General features: G+C 64.3%; 12 protein-coding genes and 1 other annotated feature (1 of these 13 running past the window's edge). Of the genes, 8 read left to right on the top strand and 4 right to left on the bottom strand.

The window, feature by feature from the left end:
• Window positions 1-23 precede the first annotated feature (23 nt).
• The 4 genes from QZY67_RS04100 (at window position 24) to QZY67_RS04085 (ending at window position 9234) form a co-directional block, all read left to right on the top strand.
• Window positions 24-3530 (top strand): DNA polymerase III subunit alpha, encoded by a 3507-nt coding sequence (locus QZY67_RS04100; RefSeq protein WP_295368686.1) that lies wholly within the window; start codon window positions 24-26, stop codon window positions 3528-3530.
• A 114-nt stretch (window positions 3531-3644) separates the two neighbouring features.
• Entirely contained in the window at window positions 3645-5090 is a 1446-nt protein-coding gene (gene cls, locus QZY67_RS04095; RefSeq protein ID WP_295368704.1) for a cardiolipin synthase, read from the top strand.
• A gap of 90 nt (window positions 5091-5180) precedes the next feature.
• A complete protein-coding gene (locus tag QZY67_RS04090; protein WP_295368685.1) occupies window positions 5181-6623 on the top strand; it encodes an aldehyde dehydrogenase family protein in 1443 nt (480 codons plus the stop codon).
• A gap of 154 nt (window positions 6624-6777) precedes the next feature.
• Window positions 6778-9234 carry a UvrD-helicase domain-containing protein gene (locus QZY67_RS04085; RefSeq protein WP_295368684.1) on the top strand — a complete coding sequence of 819 codons (2457 nt, stop codon included), beginning with the start codon at window positions 6778-6780 and terminating at the stop codon, window positions 9232-9234.
• 82 nt (window positions 9235-9316) lie between these two features.
• Here QZY67_RS04085 and QZY67_RS04080 read toward each other — a convergent pair whose 3' ends face one another.
• Complete coding sequence (locus QZY67_RS04080) at window positions 9317-9946, bottom strand: HAD family phosphatase (protein ID WP_295368683.1); 630 nt, start codon at window positions 9944-9946, stop codon at window positions 9317-9319.
• A 58-nt stretch (window positions 9947-10004) separates the two neighbouring features.
• Here QZY67_RS04080 and QZY67_RS04075 point away from each other — a divergent pair, with 58 nt between their 5' ends.
• The 4 genes from QZY67_RS04075 to QZY67_RS04060 all read left to right on the top strand — a co-directional run bounded on the left by QZY67_RS04075 (window position 10005) and on the right by QZY67_RS04060 (window position 14329).
• Window positions 10005-10952 (top strand): DMT family transporter, encoded by a 948-nt coding sequence (locus tag QZY67_RS04075; RefSeq protein ID WP_295368682.1) that lies wholly within the window; start codon window positions 10005-10007, stop codon window positions 10950-10952.
• A gap of 496 nt (window positions 10953-11448) precedes the next feature.
• Window positions 11449-12516, top strand: coding sequence for an ABC transporter substrate-binding protein (locus tag QZY67_RS04070; RefSeq protein WP_295368681.1), 1068 nt, complete (start codon window positions 11449-11451; stop codon window positions 12514-12516).
• Between the two features lie 98 nt (window positions 12517-12614).
• The gene (locus QZY67_RS04065) at window positions 12615-13550 is read left to right on the top strand and encodes an ABC transporter permease (RefSeq protein WP_294532801.1); all 936 of its coding nucleotides are present in this window, start codon (window positions 12615-12617) and stop codon (window positions 13548-13550) included.
• On the top strand, window positions 13544-14329 hold the full coding sequence (locus tag QZY67_RS04060; protein WP_294532799.1) for an ATP-binding cassette domain-containing protein: 786 nt from the start codon (window positions 13544-13546) through the stop codon (window positions 14327-14329). The genes QZY67_RS04065 and QZY67_RS04060 overlap by 7 nt, the downstream gene beginning before the upstream one ends.
• A gap of 49 nt (window positions 14330-14378) precedes the next feature.
• Here QZY67_RS04060 and QZY67_RS04055 read toward each other — a convergent pair whose 3' ends face one another.
• From QZY67_RS04055 to QZY67_RS04045, 3 genes are all read right to left on the bottom strand, one after another.
• The gene (locus QZY67_RS04055) at window positions 14379-15494 is read right to left on the bottom strand and encodes an SLC13 family permease (protein WP_295368680.1); all 1116 of its coding nucleotides are present in this window, start codon (window positions 15492-15494) and stop codon (window positions 14379-14381) included.
• Window positions 15495-15564: 70 nt separating this feature from the next.
• A complete protein-coding gene (locus QZY67_RS04050; RefSeq protein WP_295368679.1) occupies window positions 15565-15813 on the bottom strand; it encodes a TIGR03905 family TSCPD domain-containing protein in 249 nt (82 codons plus the stop codon).
• Window positions 15814-15932: 119 nt separating this feature from the next.
• Window positions 15933-16313 (bottom strand): hypothetical protein, encoded by a 381-nt coding sequence (locus QZY67_RS04045; protein ID WP_295368678.1) that lies wholly within the window; start codon window positions 16311-16313, stop codon window positions 15933-15935.
• Between the two features lie 153 nt (window positions 16314-16466).
• Window positions 16467-16617, top strand: a binding site (T-box leader) (it continues 64 nt past the right edge of the window).

Genomic DNA, 16617 nt, shown 5'->3' with positions numbered 1-16617 from the left:
AGAAAGAGAAGGAGCGCGACCCTATGAGTTTTGTCCACCTGCACGTCCATACCGAATTCAGCCTGCTGGACGGCGCGTGCCGCATCCCGGCCCTGGCCGCCCGGGTGAAGGAGCTGGGCCAGAGCGCGGTGGCTGTCACCGACCACGGGGTGATGTACGGCGCGGTGGACTTTTACCGGGCCTGCAAGGCCGAGGGGGTCAAGCCCATCATCGGCTGCGAGGTGTACGTGGCCCCCCGGGGCATGACCGACCGGGTCCACGAGCTGGACGCCGAGGCCCGCCACCTGGTGCTCCTGTGCAAGAACGAGACCGGCTACCGCAACCTGTGCTATCTGGTGTCCCGCGCCTTTCTGGACGGGTTCTATATCAAGCCCCGCATCGACAAGGAGCTCCTCTGGCAGCATACGGAGGGGCTCATTGCCATGTCCGCCTGTCTGGCGGGCGAGGTGCCCCGGCTCATCCTGGGGGGCAATTACGAGGGGGCCAAGCGGGCCGCTCTGGAGATGAAGGAGCACTTCGGCGAGGACTACTACCTGGAGATTCAGGACCACAACCTGCCTGAGGACGCCGAGGTGGTGCGGGGTATTGTCCGCATCCACCAGGAGACGGGCATCCCCCTGGTGGCCACCAACGACGCCCACTACACCCGGCGTGAGGACGCCGCCATGCAGGACACCCTCATGTGCATCCAGATGGGGCGCACGGTGGATGACCCCGGCCGCATGAAGTTTGAGACCGAGGAATTCTACATCAAGTCGGAGGAGGAGATGGCCCGGCTGTTCCCCGACTGGCCGGAGGCCATTGAGAACACCGCAAAAGTGGCGGAGAAGTGCAATCTGGAGTTTGAGTTCGGCAAGTACCACCTGCCCGAGTTCAAGCTGCCCGAGGGCTGGACCGACCCCGACGCCTACTTTGAGCACCTGTGCTGGGAGGGCTTTGCCCGCCGTTACCCGGAGGGCAGCCGGAAGAACAGGGAGCAGCTGGAGTACGAGATGGGGGTCATCCGGCAGATGGGGTTTGTGGACTACTTCCTCATCGTGTCCGACTTTATCGGCTACGCCAAACGTCACAACATCCCCGTGGGCCCCGGCCGCGGCTCGGCCGCCGGGTCCATGGTGTCCTACTGCCTGAATATCACCGACGTGGACCCGGTGAAATACGACCTGTTCTTCGAGCGGTTCCTCAACCCGGAGCGGGTCACCATGCCCGATATCGACATCGACTTCTGCATCCGCCGCCGCCAGGAGGTCATCGAGTACGTCCAGCGGAAGTACGGCGAGGACCACGTGGCCCAGATTGTCACCTTCGGCACCATGGCCGCCCGGGGCGCCATCCGGGACGTGGGCCGGGCGCTGAACATCCCCTACGCCGACGTGGACACCGTGGCCAAGCAGGTGCCCAGCGGCCCCGGCGCGCTGCACATCACCCTGGACGAGTCCCTCAAGCTGTCCAAGCAGCTGCGGGACTCCTACGAGGGGGACGAGCGGATTCACAACCTCATCGACACCGCCAAGGCCATCGAGGGCATGCCCCGCCACGCCTCCACCCACGCCGCCGGCGTGGTCATCACCAAGCGGCCGGTGTACGAGTATGTGCCCCTGGCGAAAAACGACGAATCCGTGGTGACCCAGTACGTCATGACCACCCTGGAGGAGCTGGGCCTCCTGAAGATGGACTTCCTGGGCCTGCGGAACCTGACCGTGCTGGACGACGCGGTGCAGCTGGTGCGCCGCCGCATCCCGGACTTTGACCTCCACGCCATCCCGGAGAACGACCCGGCGGTGTTCAAGATGCTCTCCGACGGCAAGACCTCCGGCGTGTTCCAGATGGAGTCAGCGGGTATGACCGGCGTGTGCGTGGGCCTGAAGCCCCAGAACATCGAAGACATCACCGCTATCATCGCCCTCTACCGTCCCGGCCCCATGGAATCCATCCCCCGGTTCATCGCCTGCAAGCACAACCCGGACAAGGTCAAGTACAAGCACCCCATGCTGGAGCCCATCCTGAAGGTCACCTACGGCTGCATCGTCTACCAGGAGCAGGTCATCCGCATCTTCCAGGAGCTGGGCGGATACTCCCTGGGCCAGGCCGACATGGTGCGCCGGGCCATCTCCAAAAAGAAGAAGGCCCAGATTGAGAAGGAGCGCAAGGCCTTTCTCTACGGCGACAGCGAGCGGGGCATTGAGGGCTGCATCGCCCGGGGCGTGCCCGAGCAGACCGGCATGGATATCTACGACGAGATCTACGACTTTGCCAACTACGCCTTCAACAAGGCCCACGCCGTGTCCTACGCCATTGTGGCCTACCAGACCGCGTATTTTAAGTGCCATTACACGAGAGAATATATGGCGGCCCTCCTCACCTCCGTGCTGGACTCCAGCGAGAAGGTGGCGGAGTACATCGCCGAGTGCAAGGAGTGCGGCATCGCCCTGCTGCCCCCCGACATCAACGAGTCGGGGGCCAGCTTCACCGTCACCGGGGAGAACATCCGCTTCGGCCTGGCGGCGGTGAAGGGGGTGGGCTGGGGCTTCATCCAGTCCGTCCTGGACGAGCGGGAGCGGGGCGGGAATTTCCGCTCCCTGTCCGACTTCTGCGCCCGCATGATGGACGCCGACCTGAACAAGCGGGTGCTGGAGAGCCTCATCAAGTGCGGCGCCTTCGACAGCACCGGCGCCCGCCGATCCCAGCTGCTGAAGGTGTTCCCCCAGGTGGTGGACTCCATCGCCCAGACCAGGCGGAAGAACCTGGAGGGCCAGTTCGACCTGTTCGGCGGCGGTGGGGACCAGCCCCAGACCGCCCCGGAGGTGGCCCTGCCCAACATCCCCGAGTTCTCCCGCCGGGAGCTGATGACCATGGAGAAGGAGACCACCGGCCTCTACCTCACCGGCCACCCCATGGACGAGTACCGGGAGACCGCCCGCCGGTACCACGCCGCCCCCATCGGGGCCATCCTGTCCGACTTTGCCCAAGAGGAGGGCGGCGCCGACTTCCAGGACGGGCAGAAGGTGACCATCGCGGGGGTGATTACCTCCGCCAAGACCAAGACCACCCGGAACAACTCCCTCATGGCCTACGTCACCCTGGAGGACGACACCGGCTCCATGGAGCTGCTGGTGTTCTCCCGGGTGCTGGGGGAGAGCGGCAGCTACCTCAAGGAGAACATGCCCGTGCTGGCCGCAGGGCGCATCTCCGTCCGGGACGAGAAGGCCCCTCAGCTGATGGTGGACTCAGTGCGGCCCCTGCTTCAGGACGCGGCCGCGTCCGACGAGGCGGCGGAGCCCGAGGGGAAGAAGCGGCAGAAGCTCTTCGTCCGCCTGCCCAGCGCCCACGACCCCCGCTGGCGGAAAATCCAGCTGATTCTGGAGCTCTTCCCGGGGAACGAGCCCTTTAAGGCCAAGTTTATGGACACAGAACAGTGGGCGCCCGCCAGCCCCTGCGTGGTCCACCCCTCCCTGGTGCGGGAGCTCCGGGAGATGCTGGGGGAGGAGAACGTGGTGGTTCAGGAAAAAACAGACAGAAGACAGGCATAACGAACGGAGGAAAGAGCTACGGGATTTCTGAAAAAAGCGGCGGCTATCCTCTTCCACCGCACCGCTCTGGTTGGGCTTCTTCTGGTGCTCCAGGTGGCGGTTCTGGTGGTGGTGATGGCGCGGTTTGCCAGCTACTTTATCTACTTTTATCTCTTCTGCGTGGTGGTCTCCATCCTGGTGGTGCTGTGGATTGTCAATGCCCGCACCGACCCGGGGTATAAAATCGCGTGGATTGTGCCCATCCTGCTGGCCCCTGTGTTCGGCGGGCTGGTGTATCTGCTCTCAGGGGGCAACCAGCTCTCCGCCCGGATGCGCCGGAAGATGGAGGGCATGGACCGCCGCCTGGCCGAAGTGCTCAGCGACGACTGCAAGGCAGGCGTGCTGGAGGAGAAACACGGCGCCGACGCGGCCAACCAGTCCCGCTACCTGGAGCGGTACGCCCACTGCCCGCTCTATGCCAACACCGGCGCCAAGTACTATCCCCTGGGGGACGACGTGTTTGCCGACATGCTGGAGGCCCTGCGGGGCGCCAGGCGGTATATCTTTCTGGAGTATTTCATCATCGACCGGGGCGTGTTCTGGGACTCCGTCCTGGAGATTCTGGAGGAAAAGGTCAGGGCCGGGGTGGACGTGCGGGTCATTTACGACGACGTGGGCTGTCTCTACACCCTGCCCAAGAACTACTGGCGGGAGCTGGAGGAAAAGGGCATCCGCTGCCGGGCGTTCAACCGGTTCATCCCGGTGCTGTCCGTGCGGCTGAACAACCGGGACCACCGGAAGTTCTGCATTGTGGACGGCCATACCGCCTTCACCGGCGGCATCAACCTGGCCGACGAGTATATCAACCTCCGCCAGCGGTACGGCCACTGGAAGGACAGCGCCATCCGGGTCACCGGCGAGGGGGCCTGGAGCATGACGGTCATGTTCCTCACCATGTGGGAGTATATCTGCGGCGGCGAGGAGGACTATAACAGCTACCGGCCCGCCGCCATGCCTCTGCCGGAAGGGGACCCGGGGTATGTCCAGCCCTACGCCGACAGCCCCCTGGACGGGGAGCCGGTGGGGGAGACGGTCTACCTCAATCTCATCAGCAAGGCCCGGCGCTACGTGTATATCACCACGCCCTACCTCATTGTCAGCGACAGCGTCAACACGGCGCTGTGCAGCGCCGCCAAGTCGGGCGTGGACGTGCGTATCATGACGCCCCATATCCCGGACAAGAAGATCATTTTCGAGGTCACCCGGGCCCACTACGAGCCCCTTCTGGAGGCGGGGGTGCGGATTTTTGAGTACACCCCCGGCTTTGTCCACGGCAAGAACTTCGCCGTGGACGACATATACGCCACCGTGGGCTCCATCAACATGGACTACCGCAGCATGTTCCTCCACTTTGAGGACGGCGTCTGGCTGTGCGGGGCCCCCGCCGTGCTGGACGTGAAGAAGGACTTTCTGGACACCCTGGCCGTCTGCCAGGAGATCACCCTGGCCCAGTGCCGGGAGCGCTCCATGCTCCGCCGGCTGCTGCGGGCGGTGCTGCGGGTGTTCGCCCCCCTGATGTAATCCCAACGCCAAAGCCGCGCAGCCTCTGCGGGCGGCTGCCCGCCGGTTATCATACAACATACGGCGCTTATGCCGGGAAGGGGAGAGACAATGAGAGAATACCTGCTCTATATCGACGGGGCCTGGGCGCCCCAGACCGACGGCGAGGTGATGGAGGACCATAACCCGGCCGACGGGTCGGTCGTGGCCATGGTCCATATGGGCGGCCGGCAGGACGCGGAGAAGGCCCTGGCGGCGGCTTACGCGGCCCGGGGCAAGTGGGCCGCCACGGCCCCCGACGCCCGGGAGCGGCTGCTGCTCCGGGCCGCCGACGAGATGGAGGCCCGGGCGGAGGAGCTGACCGACCTGATGATCGCCGAGAGCGGCTCTGCCCGGTACAAGGCCCGGGGGGAGGTCATGGGCAGCGCGGGCATCCTGCGGGTGGCGGCGGGGGAGTGCCGCCGGCTCCACGGCGAGGTGCTCCAGCCCGGCGGGCCGGGGCAGATGTCCCTGGCCGTCCGGTCGCCCCTGGGGGTGGTGCTGGGCATCACGCCCTTCAACTATCCCCTCATCCTGGCCATCAAGAAGCTGGCCTACGCCCTGGCCGCCGGAAACACCTTTGTCCTCAAGCCGTCCCCCATTACTCCCGCCATCGGCCTTGCCATCGCGGAGGTCTTTGAGGCGGCGGGACTGCCCGCCGGTGTGCTCAACGTGGTGCCCGGCCGCAGCGAGGTCATCGGCGACCTGCTGGTGGACGACCCACGGGTGCGGATGGTCACCTTTACCGGCTCCAGCGCCGTGGGGCGGTCCATCGCCGTCCGGGCCGCCCGGGACCTGAAAAAGGTGGCTATGGAGCTGGGGGGCAAGAATCCCCTCATCGTCCTGAAGGACTTTGACCCGGTCCAGGCGGCGGATATCGCCGCCTACGGCGCCTTCTGCCACCAGGGGCAGGTGTGCATGGCTACCTCCCGCATCATCGTGGAGGGGGAGGGGTACGAGCCCTTCTGCGCCGCCCTGGTCCGCCGGGCCGAGGGCCTGAAGGTGGGCGACCCCCGGGAGGAGGACACCATCATCGGCCCCCTCATCCAGCCGGAGAAGTGGAAATTCATCGACGCGCAGATTGAGGACGCCCTGTCCAAGGGCGCCAGGCTCCTCACCGGCGGCCGACATGAGGGGCCCTGGTACTGGCCCACGGTGCTGGCCGATGTGACCCCTGAGATGCGGATTTTCCACGAGGAGACCTTCGGGCCGGTGACGTCGGTGGTCCGGGCCGGTGACCCGGAGGAGGCCCTGGCGCTGTGCAACGACAACGAGTACGGCCTCTCCGCCGCCCTGCTGACCCACAACCTGGAGCTGGCCTGGTCCCTGGGAATGCGGATGGAGGCGGGCATGGTGCACGTCAACGACACCACCTTCCTCAGCGGCACCACCGCCCCCTCCGGCGGCGTGAAGTTCAGCGGCTTCGGCCGGGAGGGCGGCCGGTACTCCATGGAGGACTTCACCGAACTCAAGTGGCTGACCATGCAGGTGGAGCCGAAGAAGATGCCCTTCTGAGCGGACAAAAGGGGCGGCTTTCGCTGGGGCCGGCGTGAAAAAAGACCGCCGCCACGCCTTGACCTGACCGGCATTTTCCGATAAAATAGAACACACAAAACTGGCGGAAGCCGTCCACGGTGTGGACGGCTTCCGTATTGCCGAGGAGAGGAACATGCTGAATCGAGAAGAAGAACTGCGCTTTTGCCGGGCCCGCAGGGCCGCAATCGAGCAGGATTATCAGAATCTGAACCCCGAGCAGCGCAGGGCCGTGCTGGCCACCGAGGGCCCTCTGCTGCTGCTGGCGGGGGCGGGCAGCGGCAAGACCACCGTGCTCATCCACCGCATCGCCAACCTGATGAAGTACGGCCGGGGATCCGACTGCGACGAGGTGCCCGGGTGGGTCACCGGGGAGGACCTGGCCTTCCTGGAGGACTACGCGGCCCACCCCGACCCGGAGAAGAAGGCGGAGCAGGAGCGGCTGTGCCGGGTGGAGCCGGCGGCGCCCTGGTCCATCATCGCCATCACCTTCACCAACAAGGCCGCCGGGGAGCTGAAGGAGCGGCTGGAGCGGATGCTGGGCCCTGCGGCCAATGACGTCTGGGCCTCCACCTTCCACTCCGCCTGCGTGCGCATCCTCCGCCGGGACATCGACCGCCTGGGCTTCTCCAAGTCCTTCACCATCTACGACACCGCCGACGCCGAGCGGGTCATCAAGGACATCATCAGGGACTTCAACCTGGACGACAAGGCCTTCCCCGCCAAGAGCATCGCCGGGTACATCTCCCGGGCCAAGGACGCCATGAAGCTGGGGGCGGACTACCTGGCCGAGTGTGAGAAGGCGGGGGACTACCGCCTCATCAAGATTGCCAAGGTGTATGTGGAGTACGAGAAGCGCCTGCGGGACGCCAACGCCCTGGACTTTGACGACATCATCCTCCACACCGTCCGCCTGCTCAGGGAGTTTGACGAGGTGCGGGAGTACTACCAGCGGAAGTTCCGCTATGTGCTCATCGACGAGTACCAGGACACCAACAACCTCCAGTACCTGCTCTCCTCCACCCTGGCGGGCGGGTACGAGAACATCTGCGTGGTGGGCGACGACGACCAGTCCATCTACCGCTTCCGGGGCGCCACCATTGAGAACATCCTCTCCTTTGAGAAGCAGTACAAGGGCGCCCGGGTCATCCGCCTGGAGCAGAACTACCGCTCCACCAGGAACATCCTGGAGGCGTCCAATGCGGTCATCCGCAACAACCAGGGGCGCAAGGGCAAGGAGCTGTGGACCGACCACGGCGAGGGCGACAAGGTCCAGTGCTACACCGCCATGAACGAGCACGACGAGGCCCAGTATGTGGCGGCCCAGATTCTGGGCAGCTACTCCGCCGGGCGGCACTGGAAGGACCACGCCGTCCTCTACCGGATGAACGCCCAGTCCAACCAGATCGAGCAGGCCTTCAAGCGCAACGGCGTGCCCTACCGCATCATCGGCGGCATCCGCTTCTTCGACCGGGCGGAGGTCAAGGACATGCTGGCCTACCTGTGCGTCATCAACAACCCCGGCGACGACCTGCGCCTCCAGCGCATCATCAACAACCCGCCCCGGGGCATCGGCGCCACCACCATTGAGCGGGCCCAGAGCATCGCCGCCCAGGAGGGGCGCTCCCTGTGGGAGATCATCTCCAACGCCCGGGTCTACCCGGAGCTGCAGAAGGCGGCGGCCAAGCTGGACGCATTCACCGGCATGATTGCCGAGCTGCGCAGGCTCTCCGGCGAGATGGAGCTGCCCGCCTTCTACGAGGAGCTGGTGGCCCGCACCGGGTACGCCGTCATGCTGGAGCAGAAGAACACCATTGAGGACCGCACCCGGCTGGAGAACGTGCAGGAGCTGCTGACCTCCATCAACGGCTACCTGGAGAACGCGGCCGAGCCCAGCCTGTCCGGCTTCCTGGACGAGATCGCCCTGTACACCGACCTGGACAGCCACGACCCGGAGGAGGACTGCGTGGTCATGATGACCATGCACTCGGCCAAGGGCCTGGAGTTCCCGGTGGTCTTTGTGGTGGGCGTGGAAGAGGGCATCTTCCCCGGCATCCGGGCCATCGGCGAGGCCGAGGAGATGGAGGAGGAGCGCCGCCTGTGCTACGTGGCCATGACCCGGGCCAGGGAGAAGCTGTACATGACCTGCGCCTCCCAGCGCATGCTCTTCGGCCGCACCAACAACAACCGGCCCTCCCGCTTCCTGGGCGAAATCCCGGAGGAGTACGTGGAGAAGTCGGGCCGCCTGCCCCGCGGTGAGCGGACGGAGGAGCACCAGGACGGGGAGCCGTCCAGAAAGAAGGCGCCCGCCTGGCGCAAACCCGCCGAACGCGGGTATTCCCTGGGGGGCGGCTACACCACCTACCCCAAGGGCACGGCGGTGGAGCCCAAAATTGGCGGCGGCGCCAAGTCTGCCGCCGGCCTGGCCGACTTCCGAAAGGGCGACATGGTCCAGCACAAGGCCTTCGGCAGGGGCATGGTGGTCAACCTGATGCCCATGGGCGGCGACGCCCTCATCGAGATCGCCTTTGACAACGTGGGCACCAAAAAGCTGATGCTCAAGTCGGCCTCCCAGCACATGACCAAGCTGTAAGATGCCCGAAGAAAAACGGCGCACACCCGATGTAAAGGGTGTGCGCCGTACAGAGATTGGAATACAAAAGATAGAGAGGAAATCAGGCCAGAAGCTCTGTAAAGCTATAAACATAACAGTCACAGAGCCGGCGCATTTTCTCCTCGTGGGCGGCGTAGAAGCGGTCGTATACCCCCACCACCGTCAGCCCGGCGGCTTTGGCCGCCGCGCAGGCCCCCGGGGAGTCCTCGTACATGGTGCAGGCGCTGCCCGGCACGCCCAGCTGTTCCAGAGCCAGCCGGAAGGATTCGGGGTTGCGCTTCTCCAGCCCCATCTCCTGGACGTAGATAACCCGGGAAAAGTATTTGCTCAGACCGTGGCGGTCCAGGGCGGAGCGGCACAGCTCGGGCACGCAGGCGGTGAAGAGGGCCATGGGCGTCCCCTCTGCCGCGCACTGCGCCAGGTACTCCGCCGCCCCCGGCTTCAGGGGTACCTGGTGCTCATAGGCCTCCCGGGCCATGGAGAGCCACTCGTCCATGATGGCCTGGGGCTCCATGTCCAGATGGTAGTATTCCCGGGTGAACTGGGCGGCGATGGGAAAGATGGAGTGGCCCACTGTCTCGCAGTACTCCCGGGTGGGGGTCAGTCCCCGGCGCTGGAGAAAGCGGACGTCAATCTCCTCCCACACGCCGTTGGAGTCCACCAGCGTGCCGTCAAAATCAAAGAGTTTCATAGCGACCTCCAAAGTGAGACTCCATTTATTCTATCACAATCAAAGGAGCGGGGCAACCGTGCAGGAACAGAACAGGGACCTACAGCAGGAACAGAACAGGGACCGGGTGCTGACCCGGCTTGCCACACCTCTCATCATTCTGGCCACCGTCATCTGGGGCAGCTCGTTTGTGGTTATGAAGAGCAGCGTGGACGTGCTGCCCACCTTCTGGCTGCTGGCCATCCGGTTCACAGCCTCGGCTATTGTGCTGGCGCTGGTGTTCTGGAAGCGGTGGAAGCTGGCTGATAAGCAGTATTTCATCGGCGGCGGCATCATGGGCTTTTTCCTCTTCCTGGCGTACTCTTTCCAGACCTTCGGCCTGGAGGGCACCACGCCGGGCAAGAACGCCTTCCTCACCGCCGTCTACTGCGTCATCGTGCCCTTCCTGTACTGGGCGGTGGCCCGGCAGCGGCCCGACCGGTATAACATCGCCGCCGCCGTGCTGTGCATCGCCGGCATCGGCCTGGTGTCGGTCACCGGCGACAACGCCGCCGCCGTCAGCATGGGCGACGGCCTGACCCTGGTGGGGGGCTTCTTCTTCGCGGCGCACATTGTGGCGGTGTCCCGCTTCTCCCAGGGGCGGGATATCTTCCTCCTCACCGCCATCCAGTTTGCCTCCTTCGCCCTGTTCTCCTGGCTGGGGGTGCTGGCGACCCGGCCCGCCCTGCCTGTGGAGGCCATGGACGGCGGCCTGGCCCTCTCCCTGGCCTACCTGGTGATCTTCGCCTCCTGCGGGGCCCTGCTGTTCCAGAACATCGGCCAGAAGTACACCGCCCCCGCCACGGCGGCGGTGCTGCTGTCCCTGGAGGCCCCCTTCGGCGTGCTGTTCTCCGTGCTGTTCGCCGACGAGCGCCCCACGCCTCTGATGGCGCTGGGATTTGTCCTCATCTTCGTGGCGGTCATCTGTTCGGAGACCAAGTTCTCCTTCCTCCGCCGGGAGCGGAGGGAAGCGGTCCGCGCGGAATAACCCGGTTACGCCCCGGCGGAGGCGATCCGCCGGGGCGTCCCGGTTCCAGGAGTGAAAAAAGAGCAGACAGGGGGTTGACAAATGTCCGCTTCCTGCGTATAATGCAATACAACAAAGCAATAAAAAAACCTATGACGGAGAGAAGTAGCCGCTGCGGCTGATGCAAAGCGATTCCCGGACAGTGTGAGCGGGATCTGAGGCGGGCGTGTGAATGGACTCCGGAGGGCGGCTTGAACGGGGATTCCCCAAGTAGGTGCCGACGGGCTCCCACCCGTTATCCATCGGGCGCGCATGATGGTGCGCGAAGCGAGTGGACGCGCAAGCGTCAATTTGGGTGGTATCGCAGAAGCAGAAGCTTTTGTCCCATGTGGGGACAGAAGCTTTTTTTGTTTCTCAAATCAAGGCCGTTTGGCAGGCGGCCCCTCCATCAACCATCCAGAACAATACAGTCCGCCGGGGCAGAGGCCGCCGGGGACGGAAATTTGGAGGAACTACCATGAAGAAGCTGAATCTGAAGCACATCGCCGCCCTTGCCGCCGCCGGCGCCATGACCATCTCTCTCACCGCCTGCACCCAGACCGGCGGGGACACCGGCCAGCAGTCCGCCGATGGCACGGTGTACAAGGTGGGCATCTGCAACTATGTGGACGACGCCTCCCTGAACCAGATTGTGGAGAACATCCAGGCCCGCCTGACCGCCCTGGGGGAGGAGAAGGGCGTTACCTTCCAGGTGGAGCTGGAGAACTGCAACGCCGACGCCACCGTCCTCAACCAGATCATCGCCAACTTCATGGCCGACGGCGTGGACCTGATGGTGGGTGTGGCAACCCCGGTGGCCACCGCCATGCAGGCGGCCACTGAGGACAGCGGCATCCCCGTGGTCTTCTCCGCCGTGTCCGACCCGGTGGGGACCGGCGTGGTGGAGAGCCTGGAGGCCCCCGGCGCCAACATCACCGGCACCTCCGACTACCTGGACACCAACGCCATCATGGACCTCATTTTTGCCGCCGACCCCGACGCGGACAAGATCGGCCTGCTCTACGACGTGGGCCAGGATTCCTCCACCACCCCCATTGCCCACGCCAGGGAGTACCTGGAGAGCAAGGGGATTGAGGTGGTGGAGCGCACCGGCACCACCACCGACGAGGTGATGCTGGCCGCCCAGGCCCTGGTGTCAGACGGTGTGGATGCGGTGTTTACCCCCACCGACAACACCATTATGACCGCCGAGCTGGCCATCTATGAGACCTTTGCCGACGCGGGCATCCCCCACTATACCGGCGCCGACTCCTTTGCCCTCAACGGCGCCTTCCTGGGCTACGGCGTGGACTATGCCAACTTGGGCGTGGAGACCGCCAACATGGTGGCCGAAATCCTGGTGGACGGCGCCGACCCCGCTGCCACCCCGGTTATGACCTTCGACAACGGCACCGCCACGGTGAACACCGAGACCTGCGCCGCCCTGGGCCTGGACTACGATGTCATTGCCGAGACCTTCGCGCCCCTGTGCACCAAGGTGCAGCCCATTACCACCGCAGAGAGCTTCGGCGACCTGGAGCAGTAACATCAGACAGAATACGGACGCCGGCAGAGCCCGGCGAAGGCGGAGGGCCGGAGCTTGCGCTCCGGTTTCTCCCGCCGTGAGAAGAAGGAGGAATCGCTGTGGATCTGGCGCTGATCCAGACTGCACTTGAACTGGGGCTTATCTGTTCGCTGACTGTCCTGGCGCTGTTTTTGAGCTACAGCATGCTGAATGTATGCGACCTGTCCACCGACGGCTGCTTTACCCTGGGGGCCGCGGTGGGCGCGGTGGTGGCCATCTCGGGCCACCCCTTCCTGTCCATTGCGGCCGCCATGGCGGCGGGGGTGTGCTCCGGCTTCCTCACCGCCCTGCTCCAGACCAAGATGGGCGTGGACAGCCTGCTCTCGGGCATTATCGTCAACACCGGGCTCTACTCCATCAACATCGCCGTGATGGGCGGCTCGTCCCTGCTGAACATGAATCAGACCACCACGGTGTTCACCCTCATGCGGGACCTGCTGAAGGGCACCTTCCTGGAGGACCAGTACAGGCTGGTGGTGGCGGCCATCGCCGTGGTCCTGGTGACGGCATTCCTCACGGTATTCCTCAACACGCGGCTGGGCCTGGCCATCCGGGCCACGGGCAACAACCCGGACATGGTGCGCTCCTCCTCCATCAACCCGGCGTTCACCACCATGGTGGGCCTGTGCGTGGCCAACGCCTTCACCGGCCTGTCCGGCTGCCTGCTGGCCCAGTCTCAGCGCTCGGTGGACGTAAACATCGGCACCGGCATGGTGACCATCGCCCTGGCCTCCCTGCTCATCGGCGGCACCATCCTGGGCCGCGGAGGCATCCTCACCCGGGCGGTGGGGGTGGTGCTGGGCGCCTTCATCTTCCGCCTGGTGTACACCGTGGCCCTGCGCTTTGACATGCCGGCCTTCATGCTCAAGCTGGTGTCCTCCGTCATCGTGGTGCTGGCCATCTCCGGGCCCTACCTGAAGAGCCGCTGGCCCATGATCCGCCGCCGGCTGACCTACCGATCCGGCAGCGTGAAGGGAGGCGGGGAGAAATGCTGACCTTGTCCCATATCTCCAAGACCTTCAACCCCGGCACGGTCAATGAGAAGAAGGCCCTGACCGACCTCTCCCTCCACCTGGATGCCGGCGACTTTGTCACCATCATCGGCTCCAACGGGGCGGGGAAATCCACTCTGTTCAACGCCGTCTCGGGCAGCTTTTTCGTGGATGAGGGCTCCATCATCGTGGACGGCCGGGACATCACCTTTATGCCTGAGTACAAGCGGGCCAAGCACATCGGCCGCCTGTTCCAGGACCCCATGCGGGGCAGCGCCCCCGGCATGACCATTGAGGAAAATCTGGCGCTGGCCGCGGGGAGCGGGGGCTGGTTCTCCCACACGACCCGGGCGGACCGCGCGCGGTTCCGGGACCAGCTGGCCCTGCTGGGCATGGGGCTGGAGGACCGGATGAAGCAGCCGGTGGGTCTGCTCTCGGGCGGCCAGCGGCAGGCACTGACCCTCCTCATGTCCACCATGGTGCCGCCCTGGCTGCTGATGCTGGATGAACACACCGCGGCCCTGGACCCGGCCACAGCGGAGAAGGTGCTGGACATCACCCGCCAGGTGGTGGAGGAGCACCACATCACCACTATGATGGTCACCCACAACATGCACGACGCCCTGAGCATGGGCAACCGCACCCTGATGATGGACGGCGGCCGCATTGTGCTGGACGTGAAGGGGGAGGAGCGCAGGGGGATGACCGTGGACGACCTGCTCCGCCGCTTTCGGGAGAACGTGGGCAAGGGCCTGGACAACGACCGCATCCTGCTCTCTTGAACAAGTACATGAAAAAGAGGCTCGCACATAGGTGCGAGCCTCTTTTTTGTTACAGCAGGAAGATCAAGGATACAGCAATCAGGATTGCCAGTCCCACCAGGTTGGCCAGGGTGAACACACCCAGATAGCGCAGGGACTTGGCGCCGGGGGACTTGAGGTACAGCCGGAAGGAGATGAGGCTGGCCAGGGAGGCGATGAGGGTGCCCAGGCCGCCCACGTCGGTGCCCAGAAGCAGGCCCTTCCAGTCCTCGGTGAAGCCGGAGAGGAGCACCGCCGCGGGTACATTGCTGATGATCTGGCTGGCGCACAGGGAGGTAATAAAGGTGTTCTCTGCCATGACGGCGGAGAGAAAGTCCTTCACCGCCGGGATATTGCCGATGTTGCCCGCAAAAATGAAGAAGCAGATAAAGGTGAAGAGCAGTCCGTAGTCCACACGGGGGAAGAGATGCCGGGCGAAGAGAAGCAGGCACACCGCCACGATGGCCAGCAGCGCGGCGTAGTGGAGCACGTGGAACACGGACAGCAGGCACAGCAGGAAGAGGACGGCCATCAGCCACAGCTGCCGGGGACGCCGGATGGTCTGCTTCTCGGGGAAGCGGACCTCAATGCCCTCCGGCTTGACGCACAGGGCGGCCACGGACAGGCCCGCCAGGCTCACCAGGGTCAGGGGAGCCATGACGGCGAAGAATTCCCCGGCGGGAATGCCGAAGGCGGAGTAGAGGTACAGGTTCTGGGGGTTGCCCACTGGAGTGGCCATGCTGCCCAGATTGGCCGCCAGGGTCTGGAGCACCACCAGGTACAGTGCCCGCTCCAGCCGCCCCACCAGCCCCAGCACCAGCAGCGTGAAGGGGACAAAGGTGATGAGGGCCACGTCGTTGGTGATGAGCATGGAGACGAAAAATGGGAGGAGCACCAGCACCAGGGAGATGAAGCGCATCCGCTTCTTGCCGGCGAGCAGCTTCTGGGCCAGCACAGCGAAGAGGCCGCAGTCCTGGAGCCCGGCCACCACCGCCATCAGGCAGAACAGCAGCGAGAGCACCCGAAAGTCGATATACCCCAGGTAGGCCGCCGAGGGCGGGACAAAAATCATGGAGACCAGGGCGCACAGCAGGGCGATGCAGCCCACGGCCTCCCGCTTGACAAAGGAAACAATGGATGAAGCCATAGACAATCTCTCCTCACAGAAAGCGGCCCCACCGGCGCAAAGGCCGTTGGGACCGCTTTGAATGTTGGATTCAGGCGTTGACGGCCTGCTTGAGGGCCTGGGCCAGCTGGTCGGGGCAGGAGGTGGACTTGCCGCCGCAGCGGATGCCCTCCAGCTTGGAGATGGCGTCGGTGACCTTCATGCCCTCCACCAGACGGGAGATGCCCTGGAGGTTGCCGTCGCAGCCGTTGAAAATCTTCACGGACTGAATCGTGTCGTTCTCCACGTCGATTACCATCCGGGTGGAGCAGACGCCTCTGGTTCTGTAATCAATGGTCATGAAAAAATGCCTCCGCATACAGCCCCTGGGTGGGGCTCAAAATATCGGGAGATATTATACAGGACCAGACGGAAAAACGCAACAGCTGAATGGAACTTTTTGGGGAAGCTGGTCGGGAATTATTCGCCGTACACAATCAGGCAGGTGACGCCGCTGCCGTTGAGATACACGTCCTGGCAGCCACCGACGACCCCCGATGTAAAGAAGCAGACGTCCCACATGTCGGCCTCGCTGTCGTAGCGGCAGGTGACGGAGTCGTAGGGAATGGTACACTCCGCCAAGGCCCGCTGAGCGGCCTCCTCTGCGCTGTCGATTGCAAGGGGAGATGTGTTTTGAAAGCCGTCCCGGAGAACGCCGGGAACGTTTTCCCCATAGGTATCCTGCACCTCGGAGTAGGAGAAGGGGGGAATTTCGGCGGACGGCCCAGCGGCGTCCTGTCCGCAGCCGGCCGGCAGCAGGGCCAGCGTCAGCGCCAGACCCAACAGAGCAGATTTTTTCATCCTGTCAGCCTCCGTTCCTGTGGCATTGTGTACCTTTTAGACGCAGGAACGCCGGAGAAGTTCCGGGTATTTCCGGCGGCGAAAAAGCAGGGAAAACCATCTGTTCTCCTTGACAATGTTTTGAAAAATGAATATACTAGAGAGCGTTCATAGTAAAAAGCCGCGAAGGGAAGGAGTACGCATTTTCCAGGGTGCAGAGAGGAGCCGGTCGGTGCAAGGCTCTCCGTTGGGAATGCGGAAGGTGGTCCCGGAGCTCCGCTCCTGAAGCAAGTAGGGGGCGGCGGGTTCTCCCGTTACCGAGACA

The organism is uncultured Pseudoflavonifractor sp. (assembly GCA_904419835.1).
GTDB lineage: Bacteria > Bacillota > Clostridia > Oscillospirales > Oscillospiraceae > Pseudoflavonifractor.
The sequence above is the reverse complement of the archived record's forward strand: the minus strand, read 5'-3'. Positions and strand labels throughout refer to the sequence as shown.